Origin of the sequence: Arundinibacter roseus (assembly GCF_004348825.1) — a bacterium.
In the GTDB taxonomy this organism is placed as follows: Bacteria; Bacteroidota; Bacteroidia; order Cytophagales; family Spirosomataceae; genus Arundinibacter; species Arundinibacter roseus.
The window spans coordinates 98,295-113,537 of sequence record NZ_SMJU01000004.1 but is presented as its reverse complement, the minus strand read 5'-3'; the positions used below and the strand labels follow the sequence as shown (position 1 = coordinate 113,537).

The following is a 15,243-nucleotide window of genomic DNA, read 5'->3' as shown; positions in this document are numbered from 1 at the left end:
AGGGACAGAAAAGCACTTCCATCCCTGCGGCTGACTAACGCCAGCGTTTATACTGATTAATCAGGCCGTTGGTAGAGCTATCGTGCTCCTGAATTGGCCAGTCGTTTTGTAATTCGGGGTAAATTTTTCCGGCCAATTGTTTGCCCAGTTCAACACCCCATTGATCAAAACTGAAAATATTCCAGATGATGCCCTTTACAAAAATTTTGTGCTCGTACATCGCAATCAGACTTCCTAAAACGCGGGGAGTCACTTTTTTCACCAAAATTGAATTTGTGGGCCGATTTCCTTCAAAAACTTTAAACGGCGCCAAAAAATCTGTAACCTCCTTTTTATTACCAGCTGCTTCCAATTCTGCACGTGCCTCCGCTTCCGACTTTCCGTTCATGAGTGCTTCGGTTTGGGCAAAAAAGTTGGATAACAGCATCTTATGATGATCACCAAGCGGATTATGGCTCACTGCCGGAGCAATAAAATCACAAGGAATCAGCTTAGTACCTTGATGAATTAACTGGTAAAATGCATGCTGACCATTGGTTCCGGGTTCTCCCCAAATAATGGGACCAGTCTGATACGTAACCGCTTTACCCGTACGATCAACGCATTTTCCGTTACTTTCCATATCACCTTGCTGAAAATATGCAGCAAATCGATGCATGTATTGATCATACGGTAAAATTGCGTGCGATTGTGACCCGAAGAAATTGGTATACCAAACTCCCAACAATGCCAGCATTACGGGCATGTTACGTTCCAGTTTGGTTGTACGGAAGTGATTATCCATGTCGTGCGCACCAGCGAGAAGTTGTTCGAAATTTGGAAAACCAATCCCGCAGGCGATCGAAAGCCCAATAGCCGACCAAAGTGAGTAACGCCCGCCGACCCAATCCCAAAATCCAAACATATTGGCCGGATCGATCCCAAACTTTTCAACTTCCTTCTGATTTGTTGAAATAGCTACAAAATGCTTTTTCACAAAAGCCGGATCTTGTGCCTGTTCCAGAAACCAATGACGGGCAGAATGTGCATTTGCCATCGTTTCCTGCGTGGTGAATGTCTTCGAAGCCACCATAAATAGCGTGGTTTCAGGATTAAGCCGACTCAACGTTTCGGCAATGTGTGTGCCATCCACGTTGGAAACGAAATGCAGATTAAGGTCCTTTTTGCCGTAGGCCTTCAAGGCTTCGCTTACCATCAAAGGCCCAAGATCGCTGCCGCCAATGCCTATATTCACAATATCAGAGATGCTTTTGCCCGTGTATCCTTTCCAGCTACCGGAACGAACCTGTGTGGAAAAAACCTTCATTTTTTCGAGCACGGCATTCACCTCAGGCATTACATCTTTTCCATCAAACAATACAGGCGAATTTGAACGGTTTCGTAGCGCCGTATGTAACACTGCCCGATTTTCAGTAGCATTGATCTTTTGACCGGCAAACATTTGCTCAATCGCCTCTTCAACCTTACATTCTTCGGCTAGCTGCACCAAATATGCCCGTGTACGACCATTTATTCGGTTTTTGGAATAATCAAGCAATATATCACCCAAACGAATGGAAAACTTCTTAAACCGATTGGGATCTTCGGCGAACAGCTCGCTCAAATGCTTTTTTGAAATAGATTTATGATGAGTTTTGAGCTTTTTGAAAGCAGCAGTCTGATCAAATGGGATTGCAGGGAGCATGTAAAAACAGGTGAGTTTTAGTTAAAATAGTAGTTTTAGTGCCGTAAATTTAACCTTTCTCCTGTTTGTTTCCACTTTTCTAGTCTTTCTGGGCCCTACTATTTGCCCGGTTTTATACTAAACTCTGGCGCTTCTAGGAAAAATGTCAGCAGGTAAGAGACAACATCGTTCACCTCATTTATACCTATGTCATTCTGTTATCATGAATCAGTTCTGGGAAAAATACATCCCTGGCTTTCATAGTTGAATGCTGTTTTAAAATCCAAAATACTAATTGTTCAACGTTTTGGTAACCTGTGGTATTATTTCTACTTTTGAAAGGATTCTTCACGCACATACGGTTACTTATTTAGCAGTAAATTATCAAAATACCTTGTATTTCTTATAGTAGTTAAAAATCTATTGGCTCATGAGTAACACTTAATAGAGCTTATTTCCTTATTATATAAGTACAAACACGCCTTGCTCCCTCAAATATAGGATTTTCGTAAATAGATACAAAGGTTACAAATAATTTATTTTGTTAACTTTTGCACGTATAAAGAAACATTTATCTGATAATTTTTCGGTTCATGCTATGCACAAAATACGCACTCTAAAAGAAAAAAAAATTGCCAAATCCTACTTTTTTGCCGGTATCGTGCTCTATCTCCTTAGTACTATTGGGCTGATTATTGCGAAGTTGGTTGTAGGTGCAGCAATGAGTGGTTGGTGGATTTTGGCCCCGGCTTTATTCGTTGTTGGATGGGTTTTGGTGCTAACGCTTTTGGAGTATTTGAAAAAATCATAATTTTTGATCCTTCGAAGATTTAAATACATCAACAACTATTCGTAATTCAATTTGCTGATAATCAGGAATGCTCTTTCAGCTGAATTTCTACCTATAATTGATTTAGAGGCCCAAGTTTTACCTAGTACCGCACATTTTCCAGTCTTATAAAAGTATATTCTATTCCCTATCAGGTTTATATTAGTAGTTAAATTCTTGCCGTTAACTAGCTTTACGCTCTGTTGCAAACTTGCCTATATGCCTATTTCAGAAACCTCCATAATCCAATCTGAACGCATACCTCAAAAAACCGTTCAGGAATATTTGGCCGATAAAAAATTACACGCTTGTGCTGATTTCGACAAATTGAAATCTACCTCCTATCAGCCTGCCGAACAGAGTACTTACCACGTACACTCCAAAACCTTTCTGGTAAAAGCCAAGCTTTCAACCGTATGGAATACTTACCTGAGTATTTCGCCCCGTGAGACCTGGCGCAGCGAGATTGTAAGTTTTGGTTGCATGTACTGCAAAAACAGTCAGGAGCTTACCTACATGGAAGACGAATATGACGGATTACGAGAGGGTCAGGTCCTGTTTTTAAATATTAGTTTGCTTTGGGGCCTGGTTAACATCGCAGTTGCTCATCAGATTATCCGTGTCGATTCGGTGAAGAAAGAAATTGAATTTTCATACATCGAAGGGGGAAAAACCGAGGGAAGTCAGGTGCTGAGCTTTTCTGCAATTGATTCTGTAACTACCAAAATCGTTCACAAAACGACTTATAAAGGCACAGAGAAATCGTATATTCGGGAGCAGGTACTTTACCCTTTCCTACACGCAAAGGTAATTGCGGCCTTTCATGACAACGTGAAGCAGAAGGTTTTAGAAGATTTGCAATAACTAAAAAAAGAACGTCTCTAATCAGGGACGTCCTTTTGAATCAATTACCTATGAATAATTACAAAAAATGCGATTGAAGTAGATTTCTTTCTTCCCTTTATCTATTTCAGATAAAGTTCCTTCTACTTTCTGATCGACGAATCAAAGCGATCCTTACCCCTACTTATACAATAAATGCTTTCTTTCTCCGCAATTGGCCAAATTTTACAGGCATACATTAAGCTCCATTTTCTTAAAATTAAATACATAACGATATTATCACGTTTTCATATTATTTTCAAATTTTGATCAATATATCTAACACCCCACTACTTCTCATCTCTTTCCTGGGAATTAGTATACTTCTCCTAAAATTCTCTTCTTAGAAGATATTGGGTACAAAATTTTGGGTACCTTTTTGCAGTGAACTATTGAGTGAATTCTATGAAAAAAATACTTATACTTCTTTGCTTTTTACTGGCACTTTACCAAACATGCTATGCACAACGGGACAGAAAATCAGTTCTTTCGGAAGAAGTAAGCGAGGTACTTCGCCCTATAATTCTTGAAAAAACGCATTGGGCAATGATGCAGGTACCCGTGACTGTGACAGCCACCTCCTGCGAGCGATCAGCGGGCGGACTACATGATTTTTACTCAGAAGGAGACTATTGGTGGCCCAATCCGGATGATCCAAATGGACCATACATTCAACGCGACGGGCAGACCAATCCGGAGAATTTTACCGCTCATCGTCAGGCAATGATCCGGTTTAGTCAGGTCGTAGGAACCTTGGCTTCTGCCTATATACTTACGGGCGATGAGTCCTATGTAAAACATGCGGTAACGCACCTAAAAGCGTGGTTTATCAATCCAGAAACCCGTATGAATCCTTCCTTACTCTATGCACAGGCTATTCAGGGCCGGGTAACGGGTCGTGGCATTGGCATTATCGACATGATTCAGATGATGGAAGTTGCTCAGGGAGTGTTGGTTATGGAAAAAGCCAAAGAGTTTTCGCCCGAAGATTTTCATCAAATTCAGCAATGGTTTGAGAAATACCTGATTTGGGTAACCACTCATCCGTATGGCGTAAGTGAGCGCGAAGCCCTTAACAATCATGGAACCTGCTGGGCCATGCAAGTCGCTGTTTTTGCGCGCCTTACCCGAAATCAGGCTTTGCTAGATTACTGCCGGGAACGGTTTAAAAAGGTACTTTTGCCGACACAATTGGCCACTGATGGCAGTTTTCCATTGGAAACCAAACGTACTAAACCTTATGGCTATTCGCTTTTTAATCTGGACGCAATGACTACCCTGTGTCATGTATTGTCGACGCCTGCTGCAAGCCTGTGGGATTTTACTCTCTCCGATGGCCGAACCCTCCGAAAAGCAGTAGATTTTTTATATCCCTATGTAGCAGACAAAGCAAAGTGGCCGTTTGGGGAAGATGTGATGTACTGGGACAATTGGCCCGTAGCGCATCCTTTTCTGCTTTTTGCCTACGCAAAGTATGGCCGGACACCCTGGCTGGAAAGCTGGAAAAAACTTGACCATAATCCTCAAACGGAGGAAGTTATCCGTAATTTACCCATCAGAAATCCGCTACTTTGGACACATGTTTCTGTGGTAAATTAACTTCTATCTATTTTTTGTAAAGGAACAGAGGAGCCGGAGCCGGGAATGGTGCCGGGCGGGGTTTGTCCCGATTGGCAGGCAGTGTATACCAGTTTAGCCAATAATCCCCTGACTTATCGGCATGTTTTTGACCAGTCATTCCTTGCGGAATGCTTGAATGCGAATCAATCATTTGTTTTTTTGCCGTTGAATCTGGTAACGTTTGCTCTATTTTTAAGCTTTTTCGGTTCAAAATCCAGGTTCCGTGTCCGTATTTTTCGTGCGCATACTGAACCGACAATTTCCCGTCCTCGCCATCAGTAATTCCAGAAATACTCACCGAATAGTTTAGAGAGCCATTGAGATTAAGCTCCCAGGTAAAGTCTTTCCATTGGCTGATTTGATAGGTAATCCAGGCATTTTTATGATTTTGGTCTTTCTCCCAACGAGCTAAAAATACCTGACTAATTCCTTGATTATCAAATTTATGATAGCTAATGTAGGGAAGTTTACTTTTATCCCAGCTAATTTGAAAACCCATATTGATGAGTCCATTCCATGGTGCCACGGGGTCAACGACCGCACGGGTATTTCGCCATTGTACAGGAAGAGGGATATTTTCCCCGGCAAGATTTTCCCAGTCAACCAGATTTTTACTTCGGATACACGACAAATTATGATTGGTATTGGCCAGAGGTGAAAGTCGCCACATCCAAACGATATAAAAATAGCCATCCGGCCCAAGTTTTGGATTAGTCATGTAGGCGTTGGCTTCTTTTTCTCCATCAAAAAAAGGAGTTTCAAAAAGGCTCGTCCAGCTTTTTGTTCCCGTATCGTAGCGATTCCAATAAGTTTGCCCATCTCCGCTGCCGCCGTTGCGGTATTGAAAAAAGAGTGTTCCGCTTTGATCCTTAAAAAATACCGGATAAGTCGCACGATCTTCGTGTTTTCCGGTCATTGGCAGTTTATCAAACGAAGAAATGGACTCAGGCTTTTGAGACCGGAAATAAATGATGGGCACATTGTGCATATTACCCGAAACATGTAGAAAACCATCCGAATCCATCGCCATTGTCACATAGTTATGACTATCCCAGGCTACCTGTGTAGGTAGTAGCGTTTTTTGCCATTTTGAATCATTTAGCGCTCGCTGAGCCACTACCAATTGTCGGTTAGCGTTGTAATAAGCAGCGTATTGAAACGTATTGGAAGTCAGTAAATCGAAGCGAACCGGATGCCCCGTCCACACGCTGTCAATGAGCAGCGGGTACTTAATACTTTGAGCGAAAGCGTTTTGAGCTTGCGGAAACAAGCCCAAAACGCCCAAAAGGGACAGCAAAGAAAACAGAAGTTTTTTCAAGAATACGTTAATTACAAGAATACGTTAATTATCAGACGAATAAAATTTCCAGCCCGGTTTATATTCCGGGGTCAGCGGTTGATTGGTCAGCGTAGCTCGTACCATTTCTATGGGTAGGCTATTTTCCTTCATAAAGGCCGTATGAAACTGTTTATACGTCATTTTTTTGCTATCGACCAATTCTTTTTTCAACCCCCAGATTTGCAATCCACCAACCAGGTACGCCAATTGATAGAGTGGCCCATAGTTTCCTTCAAACGACCGGCGCACTTCTCCTTCGGCATTGGCACGTTCGTGGCCAACCCGATCTACCAGAAAATCGATGCATTCCTGTGGACTCCATTCGCCCATGTGGTAGTTAAGGGAAAAAATAATGCGGGCGCAGCGGTGCATGCGCCAAAACAACATGCCGATTCGCTCTTCGGGAGTTTTGGCAAAGCCTTTGTCGTATAGAAGCAATTCCCAATACAAAGCCCAGCCTTCGGTCCAGAAAGGTGTGCGAAATGCCGAACGGTAGGTTTTATACCGACTATTCATGTAGTACTGCAAATGATGTCCGGGGACTAACTCATGATGTACCGTGGCGCGGGAAAAGTAGGGATTATTTCCCCGCATGCTCATCAGTTTGTCTGTATGCTCCATGGCATTGGTGGGGTACGAAATAATAATATCCCGACCGCCCAGAAAAAAAGGTGAAGTCAACTGCCGCTCAGGTGTCATCATTTGCATCCCCCAGGTTTCATCTGCCATTTCTGGATAATCCAGCAGATTGTTGGCCTCAATAAATGTTTTTGCGTCGTTATAAAGCTTCAAAATTAATGCCGGTTGTTGCCCTTCGGGCACGTAGGAATTCTTCACCTTTTCCTGCGCTTTTTTCCAATCATCGCCAAAACCCATCTCGCGGGAAGCTTTCAGCAATTCGGCATCGCACCAGGCAAACTCTTTGTTGGCGAGGGCAATTAATTCATCCGGTGTATACATAATCATCTCAGCTTTCAGTTGACGCAGAAGTTCTTCTTTGCCAATTGGTACGCCTTTAATCCCGCTTTTATCTTCTTTTTGAGTTGTTGACAGCTTGCCTTTTCCTGCCAAAGTCTTGCTATAAACCGTTAAAACACTGTCAAGGCCTTTATAGGGAACCGGCACCCACCACGTAAATGCCGGGTCGTAGCTGTTGTAAAACTCATAGGTACTTTTCAACCGCAATTTCAAACTTCGGATAGCCTGTTCACCAAAATTGGTCAACGATTTATCCAATTCCTTTACCTCTTTGAGTTTTTCCTGAGCCGTCTCAACCTCCGTGCTTAGGGCAGTCATTTCTGCCGCAATAACTTTTCCATCCACAACATCACCCCGGCGACGCATTTTTTCGAGCGCATAGATTTTATTGGCGAAAGGCAGATACGATTCAAGTGAAGTATACTTTGTTTTTTCCTGGTCCAACGTAAGCAGGTGGTCTTCAATAGCTCTTTTCAATAAAACATAATCTACTTTTCCACCTTGACTCAAACTTTTGAAATCCAGTTTTTTCAACTTTTCAAGATATTCCCGATCCACTTTTTCGAGCCGATTGCGCTGTTCGGGAGAATTGAGCACCGAAACCGAGGAAGAAAAACCGCCCTCCTGCCTTAACATCGGCGAGTAAAAGTGAAGCACCGCCCGGATGTCCTGCCCATACTGAATCACAAGTCCGGAGGTTTCGGTGGCCTGCTCATACAACGTCGAAACCTGCGCCGAAAGCGGGAATGTAGTCCCAAACCCGAGAAGAATTAAATAAACAAAAAGCTCAACAAATCGCATAGAGTATTTTTTCATGAGTTAAAATATTTGATAAAGGGTAGGTTAAGAATTAAAATGTAATTTATGGTAAAAAGTACGTACAGGAAAATTATATACAATTTCCTGTATGTACTTTTTCAATTAATTTTTGCCAAAAGAAATATTCATCGTCGTGCCCACTCGAAATACGGTATTTTGGTACTTAAATCCTTCAAAACTATTGGCGACTTCGATTCGCAGTGGAAACCGGATTCCGATGTCGAGCCCGTAGCCAAGTTCGAGGTAATTGTTGGAAACGGGAGTGGCGAGATAGTGCGCAAAGAAATTTTCCTTAATCCCCAAAATCCTGAACCAGGTAAGTTGGGTAAGTAAAAACTGCCGCAGCTCGGTTAGGACGTGTGCCTCCACAAATTGCTTTGACGTACTGAACCGGTAGTAGTCGAGCATTCGGAAAGTACCGACCGGATCGCCGTATTGGAAGAAAAATAAATTTCCGGCAAAATGCTGAAAATCAGGCAACTGAACCGATTCGTTGTTTAAAAAAGCACCGGCAGCAACTTTGTAGCGCAGTTTACTCCGCACGCCCAAATCAAACCCATGAGACAGTCCGGCCTGCACAAAATCAAAATCGGCATCGCTTCCAAACACACCCTGAATTCCCTTTCGATAGGCAAGCATCAGCTTGGGTGAGTCGTCGGAATAATAGGAAGTTTTCCCTCCTTTGATGCGGTATTTTTGCCAGGGTTTATACACGGCCGATACCCCAAGAGTTAAGGCCTGATGCGGCTGCATGACGGGCGAAGCTGCGCCCGATTCGTCCAAACGCTCTTCGTTAAAGGGATTATTGGGCGTAAAAGTCCGTCTTTTCCAGTCAATCCACCGATACCGATCCGTATTTTCCAGGTTTTGCAGCGAACGCCGGTCGGCGTATTCTATGGAGGCTTTTAACTCAAAATGTTCATTCTCACGATTGGATGAAAAATCTGCCCGCAGGAAATTTTTCTCGTAGATTTTAATAAAATTTTGTTCGAGCAATGTGGTTGTTAAACTATTTAAAAAAGGTTGCATGGGGTTTTCAGGATTAAACTGCGCAACAGTTTGCCCACCCGACACCTGAATCTGACTTCTTTTCCAGGCATAATCTATTCCTCCCGTAGCCATTAGTTTTTCGCGTGCGAACGAATAGCGCGTCAACCCATAAACCGACCAGGCAGGTTGCGCCCGAGTAGACGTGTGGCTCACCCCTCCGGTCGAAATTCGAATGGTTTCCTGATTTTGAGAGGGTTTCCCCTTTGCCTGATATTTTAACCGCAACCCGCCGCCGTTGAGTACTACGCCTTCCACGGTATTAATTTGCCCATCCAAAAGTGGACTGTGGTATTGGAGCCGCCACGGACTTTTCTTTCCCAGTCGAAAGGTGTGACCCGTCAGAATTCCTGCAAATACACCCATTCCGCTTTTTCCTTTTTTGGCGGTAGTATCGCTTTTTGCTACTTTGAGACTATCTTTTTGCTCCTGCGTTCCTTCCTTGATAATCACAAGACTGTCGAGCCGGGTATAACTTTTAACCTCCGCAATAGTCAGCGGTACCGTCCGGATCGAGTCCCAAAAAGCCGTGCTACGCAAACCGGCAAGCGAGTCAATCACCGTAGAATCGCGCCGGGTGTTGTTCAAATCCACATCTTCGCCCTTTTCTTCTTTCTCTTTCAAATCCTGCTTTTCATATTCTTTCATGAGTTTGCGCAGGTTTTTGGCCGAAAACTCTTTCTGTTTGCTGACCACTTCTTCGAGTTTCTGCGTTTTCATTTCCCGACCGGACAACTTAAACTGCTGTGCTTTATCCTTTTCTTTTTTGGGGTCAAGTACCACAATGTCAGGCTGAAACGCTGGATTTACTTTTAGTTTGGAAAAGGTTTGAGAAATAACCAAATCACCTTTGCCTTTAAATCCATATATCCCTCCGGCAACGTGAAACTGCTGATTGATCGGCATCCAAACGCCCTGAACGGGACTGTAAACCTGCTTAATCTGAATCGTAAAACCAGTATTGACCGTTTCCAGATTCAGGGAGTAAATACTCCACTCATTTTCAATAATCTGAATCGTGCCGCGGTACACGCCTTCACCGTACGACCGGGGCGTCACTTTTATCTTGTTTACTTCAATGCCATTTTCCCGAAATGACCCCAAATATTCAAATTTGTAATAGGCAAAAGCACGTGGCGACAAGGGCGACACCGCTTTGACTACTTCCGGCTGATAAAAGCTCGTCAGAAAGTAAGCATTGGCGTTCGAGAAGTTTTTATCCTGACTATTGCGGGAGGCAATAACTTTTTGTTTGTAAGAATTAGGCTGCCGAAAAGTCACTTCCGAAACTGTTTCATTCAATATCGGTACGCCTTTCTTAAAGTTGGCTTCTTTTTCAATTTCTTTCAATTCTTTTTTATACAAAAACTCCAACGGCAAATCCGTAACAACAAAGGATGATTTGCTGTATGCCTTGGCCGTGTAGCTTTCTACCTGCAAAAAATGGTAGCGACTTTTGGCAATTGCCCGCCGCATGATCGTATAGGCGGGGTCTTCGTCGCGGCTGCCAATGCGTACTTCCCCCAGGCTTAGGGCCTGTTCTTCCAGCACGGCGTCGAACGTTTGCAGGCTTGTACCTTCAATTGTAATGGATTTCATCCCCGTGCGAAATCCGAGGTACTGAAACACAACTTCATAGTAGCCGGCTTTGAGATCCAATTGGTAGCGGCCTTCTTCGTTTGAAATAGTTCCAATATCGGTTCCTTTGACAAAAACAGCGGCAAAAGGCAGCGGTTCGCCTTTGGTGGTTTTCACGATTCCTTTTAAACCCGAAGCAGTTTTGGCTGTTTGGGCTTCCAGTGAATAGCCATTTACCAGCATCAGAAGACTCAAAATCAGTAGTGTACGTAGCATAAATGTAGTTTGAATTCAAATTTTGAATGTGCTTTGTTCATTAAACCCCCAAGTTTTAGAAACTGATAAGGTGTGAAATAATACTTGTTTTACGATCGGTTCATTAGGAAAAGAGATGTCAAAATGACGTAAATGGTTGCATTTAAGTTAGGGTCGAATTAATTAAAAATACGGAATTTAATGGAATTTAAATGATTAACGGACGCAGGTAAAGGATCAACGCATATTCAGACGTGACCAATTTTATCCATAGATTTGGACGAAGATTTACCAAACAAAACAAGAAAAAGAGTCATGAAACGAATTAACAACCTGTTAATCAACAAAAAAGCTATTTTAATACTTGTAGGTTTGGTGGTAGTATTGGCAACTCTTCAATCCTACATTGGCTCCATGAAGACCTTCCCGGGCAGCGAAATTCTTTACACGAGCTACAACAATTACCTGATTTTTAAACAATCCTTTTTTCATTTAATTGACCAAAAAGACCTGTATATTCTGTACCCACAGGAACAGTGGGATCTTTATAAGTATAGCCCTGCTTTTGCACTCCTATTTGCGCCGCTCGCCAGTATACCCGATCTTTTGGGGCTTTTGCTTTGGAATGCGATGAATGCATTCGTACTTTTTTTGGCCGTTTATTCACTCCCTCATTTCTCGCTACGCACCAAGGGACTTGTCCTTCTTTTTGTCCTGATTGAACTCCTGACTTCGTTACAAAATGAACAAAGCAACGGATTAATGGCCGGACTCATGATTTTGAGTTTTGGCATGCTCGAACGCCGCCGCTATTGGCTGGCTTCCCTGTGTTTGGTAGCCAGTATTTTCATCAAACTTTTTGGTATTGTAGGTTTGGCGTTGTACCTGTTTTATCCCAACAAATGGAAGCTTACCTACACAACGGGCAGTTGGGTTTTACTTTTTGCAAGCATGCCGTTACTGGTTGTTTCCTGGGACCAATTGCTGTTTTTGTATCAAAGTTGGGGTTATCTGCTGGCAAATGATCACTCCATTTCGGATGGGCTTTCGGTAATTGGCTGGCTCAAAACCTGGTTTGGATTTCAACCGGATAAAACAATTGTAAGCCTGATTGGAGTGCTTATATTCTGCCTTCCACTGGCGTTACTCAAAAAATACCAGGTGTATACATTCCGACTCCTGATGCTGGCGTCCGTGCTGCTTTGGGTGGTTATTTTTAATCATCGGGCAGAATCGCCCACCTTCATTATCGCCATTTCCGGGGTTGCTCTCTGGTACTATGGGCAGTCACGGAGCGCAGTGAATTTTAGCCTGCTGATTCTAGCCTTGATTTTTACGATCCTTTCTCCCACCGATATTTTTCCCGGATTTGTCCGAAGCGAATGGTTTCAACCGTATGTTGTCAAGGCGGTTCCGTGCATTTTGATTTGGATCAAACTTACCTATGACCTAGTGCTTGGTACCATGGCGCCACGGGTAGAAAGCAGCGAAACAAATGGATCTTCAAGCTAAGGTATTTACTCTGCCGCGATTGGGTCGACAGAATATCAGTAAGCAGGAACGTTGGTAGTCTTTTTTGGACAAATAAAGGTAGTATTTGAACAACTCGTTCTCCTGCTAACCTTTTTTTACCCGAAAAATGAAAAAACGTGACTTTCTGAAAATCAGCGGACTAAGCATGCTCGGCAGCAGCTTTACCGCCACTGCTGCGCCCAAAAAAACAATCCCGCACGTGCAGACCTTTAATATGTGCGGATATGCAGCGCCGAAAATCGACACGGTTCGGATCGGCTATCTCGGCATTGGAAACCGGGGCGCCGGGGCTTTGAAACGGATTGTCCATCTCGAAAATGTCGAAGTAAAAGCCCTTTGTGACATCCGGCCCGAACGTGTGGCCCTGGCAGCCGACGCATTCAAAGGCACCAATCATCAACCTGAGGCTTATTCGGGCCACGCAGATGCATGGAAAAAGGTATGCGAGCGGCCCGACATTGACCTGATTTATATTTGTACACCCTGGAATCTGCACGCCCCCATGGCCCTTTACGCCATGGAGCAGGGGAAACACGTTGCCGTTGAAATCCCGGCCGCCACAACTGCTGAGGACTGCTGGAAGCTTGTTGAGACCTCCGAGCGCACCAAGAAGCATTGTATGATGCTGGAAAACTGCTGCTACGATTTTTTTGAACTATTGACCCTGAACATGGCCCGACAGGGCTTTTTTGGCGAAGTCGTGCATGTAGAAGGCGCGTATATTCATGATATTCTGGATTCATTTCTGGATACCTCCAAACGGTACGACCTCTGGCGATTGAAAGAAAACCAACGCAACGGGAACCTGTATCCTACCCACGGTTTGGGTCCAGTGGCGCAGATTTTGGATATTAATCGAGGGGATAAAATGGACTATCTGGTGTCCGTTTCTACCGCCGATTTTATGCTCACTCCGCGCGTGCACACACTCGCCTCAACTTCTGCTGATTTTGCTCCTTTTGCCGGAAAATCATTTCGGGGAAACATGAATACGACTACCATCCGAACCGCCAAAGGCAAGACCATTATGTTGCAGCACGATGTGTCTTCCCCCCGGCCCTACTCGCGTCTGCATTTAGTTAGCGGTACAAAGGCAACCGCACAGAAATATCCGCTCGAAGGTCCGCAGGAAAAAGGACGTATTTCAAAAGGCCACGAATGGATGTCTGCCGATGAATATGCCGAACTGGAAAAAAAATATCAACCCGAAATTGTCAAGCGCATTGGCGAACTGGCAAAAAAAGTGGGTGGGCATGGCGGAATGGATTTCCTGATGGATTGGCGTCTTATCGACTGCCTTCGCAATGGCCTTCCTCTGGATCAGGATGTGTACGACGCCGCTTCGTGGAGCGTCATTGCGCCTTTGACAGAACAATCGGTCAGTAACCGCTCGGCTTCGGTTGATATTCCCGATTTTACAGCCGGTGCCTGGAAAACGAACCGCCCGGTGGATATTTCAATGGCGCAGGGTGGAACGACAAAAGTTAAATCCTGAGACATAACCAACTTATTAATAACACGTTACAGCCTTTACCCAAGACCCTTCAAAACTCTCTCCCATGGAAAAAACAACGGTTGAATCTCCATCAGTCGAAGTCCTTGCGCCCCCCACCCGACTGGCTTCTATTGATGCTTTGCGAGGATTTGACATGCTCATGATTGCTGGCGGAGGACAGTTCATAGCGCTTTTGGGCGGTAAAACAGGTATTAACTGGATAGATGGAATGGCCGCACAATTTGAACATCCGCCCTGGCACGGTTTTGCTTTTTATGACTTCATTTTCCCGTTATTTATTTTTCTTGCGGGCGTTTCACTTCCGTTTAGTGTCAGTAACGGATTAGCCAAAGGTTTTTCTAAAAACAAACTCTTGGGCAAAGTATTCCGCCGCATGTTGGTGCTGATTTGTCTTGGAATTTTGTATAAAAACGCGCCGCTCAATCCTTTTGATCCTGCACAAATCCGCTTCGGCAGCGTATTGGGACGCATTGGTATTTCGACGATGGTTGCAGCGGTGCTTTACCTTAACTTCTCAAAAGCCCAACGTTTTTATTGGGCATTGTCAATTTTGACAATTTATTATCTGGCACTTTTATTGATTCCTGTTCCAGGTTTTGGTGCTGGTGATTTTTCGTTTGAGGGAAATCTTGTAGGCTGGCTCGATCGTCACCTTATGCCCGGAAGGCTCTTGCAGGGAACCTACGACGAACTGGCACTTACTACACAACTGCCCGCCGTTTGCCTGGCTATTTTTGGGAGTCTGGCGGGCGATACGCTGCTGAGTTCACAACCTATACGCACCAAAATGCAGAAACTTGCGCTGATGGCAGCCGGAGGAATTACCCTTGGTTTGCTTTGGAATTTACTTTTTCCTATCAATAAGCATTTATGGTCTAGCTCCTTTATCTTGCTTACAGCTGGACTTTCTTCGCTGGCTTTACTTCTTTTTTATTGGATCATTGATATAAAGGGATTAATCCGATGGTCATTCTTTTTCAGGGTTATCGGCATGAATTCATTGGTCATGTACCTTGCCTATCGTTTTTTTGATTTTAATAGATCTTCGTATTTGTTATTTTCGGGAATATATTCTCACGCTGCCGAACCCTGGCACGAGGTATTTCAAACGCTCGGAGGTTTACTTTTGGCGTGGTTACTACTCTATTTTTTATGGAAGAAAAAGGTATTTGTAAAAGTGTAGA

General features: G+C 43.7%; 10 protein-coding genes. 6 read left to right on the top strand and 4 right to left on the bottom strand.

Features of this window, described 5'->3' with window-relative positions; all coding sequences use genetic code 11:
• Positions 1-34 precede the first annotated feature (34 nt).
• Positions 35-1,684, bottom strand: coding sequence for a glucose-6-phosphate isomerase (gene pgi / locus EZE20_RS06975; RefSeq protein WP_132115934.1), 1,650 nt, complete (start codon positions 1,682-1,684; stop codon positions 35-37).
• 520 nt (positions 1,685-2,204) lie between these two features.
• Here pgi and EZE20_RS06970 point away from each other — a divergent pair.
• The 3 genes from EZE20_RS06970 (at position 2,205) to EZE20_RS06960 (ending at position 4,973) form a co-directional block, all read left to right on the top strand.
• Positions 2,205-2,474 carry a hypothetical protein gene (locus EZE20_RS06970; RefSeq protein WP_165933431.1) on the top strand — a complete coding sequence of 90 codons (270 nt, stop codon included), beginning with the start codon at positions 2,205-2,207 and terminating at the stop codon, positions 2,472-2,474.
• Between the two features lie 237 nt (positions 2,475-2,711).
• Entirely contained in the window at positions 2,712-3,356 is a 645-nt protein-coding gene (locus EZE20_RS06965) for a hypothetical protein (protein ID WP_132115930.1), read from the top strand.
• A gap of 423 nt (positions 3,357-3,779) precedes the next feature.
• Entirely contained in the window at positions 3,780-4,973 is a 1,194-nt protein-coding gene (locus tag EZE20_RS06960; protein ID WP_132115928.1) for an alginate lyase family protein, read from the top strand.
• A gap of 7 nt (positions 4,974-4,980) precedes the next feature.
• Here EZE20_RS06960 and EZE20_RS06955 read toward each other — a convergent pair whose 3' ends face one another.
• The 3 genes from EZE20_RS06955 to EZE20_RS06945 all read right to left on the bottom strand — a co-directional run bounded on the left by EZE20_RS06955 (position 4,981) and on the right by EZE20_RS06945 (position 11,031).
• On the bottom strand, positions 4,981-6,312 hold the full coding sequence (locus EZE20_RS06955) for a BNR repeat-containing protein (RefSeq protein WP_165933430.1): 1,332 nt from the start codon (positions 6,310-6,312) through the stop codon (positions 4,981-4,983).
• A 24-nt stretch (positions 6,313-6,336) separates the two neighbouring features.
• Positions 6,337-8,127 carry a DUF885 family protein gene (locus EZE20_RS06950; protein ID WP_132115924.1) on the bottom strand — a complete coding sequence of 597 codons (1,791 nt, stop codon included), beginning with the start codon at positions 8,125-8,127 and terminating at the stop codon, positions 6,337-6,339.
• A 105-nt stretch (positions 8,128-8,232) separates the two neighbouring features.
• Positions 8,233-11,031 (bottom strand): DUF5686 and carboxypeptidase regulatory-like domain-containing protein, encoded by a 2,799-nt coding sequence (locus tag EZE20_RS06945; RefSeq protein ID WP_132115922.1) that lies wholly within the window; start codon positions 11,029-11,031, stop codon positions 8,233-8,235.
• Positions 11,032-11,325: 294 nt separating this feature from the next.
• On the opposite strand from EZE20_RS06945, the gene EZE20_RS06940 reads away from it, so the two are divergent.
• The 3 genes from EZE20_RS06940 (at position 11,326) to EZE20_RS06930 (ending at position 15,242) form a co-directional block, all read left to right on the top strand.
• Positions 11,326-12,522, top strand: coding sequence for a glycosyltransferase family 87 protein (locus tag EZE20_RS06940; protein WP_132115920.1), 1,197 nt, complete (start codon positions 11,326-11,328; stop codon positions 12,520-12,522).
• Between the two features lie 127 nt (positions 12,523-12,649).
• Entirely contained in the window at positions 12,650-14,038 is a 1,389-nt protein-coding gene (locus EZE20_RS06935) for a Gfo/Idh/MocA family protein (RefSeq protein ID WP_132115918.1), read from the top strand.
• A 64-nt stretch (positions 14,039-14,102) separates the two neighbouring features.
• Positions 14,103-15,242: an acyltransferase family protein gene (locus EZE20_RS06930; RefSeq protein ID WP_132115916.1), complete on the top strand. Its 1,140-nt coding sequence runs from the start codon at positions 14,103-14,105 to the stop codon at positions 15,240-15,242.
• Position 15,243 lies beyond the last annotated feature (1 nt).

Coding starts and splice junctions, on each gene's coding strand:
- pgi (WP_132115934.1), bottom strand. CDS start 1,684: ATGCTCCCTGCAATCCCATTTGATCAGACTGCTGCTTTCAAAAAGCTC.
- EZE20_RS06965 (WP_132115930.1), top strand. CDS start 2,712: ATGCCTATTTCAGAAACCTCCATAATCCAATCTGAACGCATACCTCAA.
- EZE20_RS06960 (WP_132115928.1), top strand. CDS start 3,780: ATGAAAAAAATACTTATACTTCTTTGCTTTTTACTGGCACTTTACCAA.
- EZE20_RS06950 (WP_132115924.1), bottom strand. CDS start 8,127: ATGAAAAAATACTCTATGCGATTTGTTGAGCTTTTTGTTTATTTAATT.
- EZE20_RS06945 (WP_132115922.1), bottom strand. CDS start 11,031: ATGCTACGTACACTACTGATTTTGAGTCTTCTGATGCTGGTAAATGGC.
- EZE20_RS06940 (WP_132115920.1), top strand. CDS start 11,326: ATGAAACGAATTAACAACCTGTTAATCAACAAAAAAGCTATTTTAATA.
- EZE20_RS06935 (WP_132115918.1), top strand. CDS start 12,650: ATGAAAAAACGTGACTTTCTGAAAATCAGCGGACTAAGCATGCTCGGC.
- EZE20_RS06930 (WP_132115916.1), top strand. CDS start 14,103: ATGGAAAAAACAACGGTTGAATCTCCATCAGTCGAAGTCCTTGCGCCC.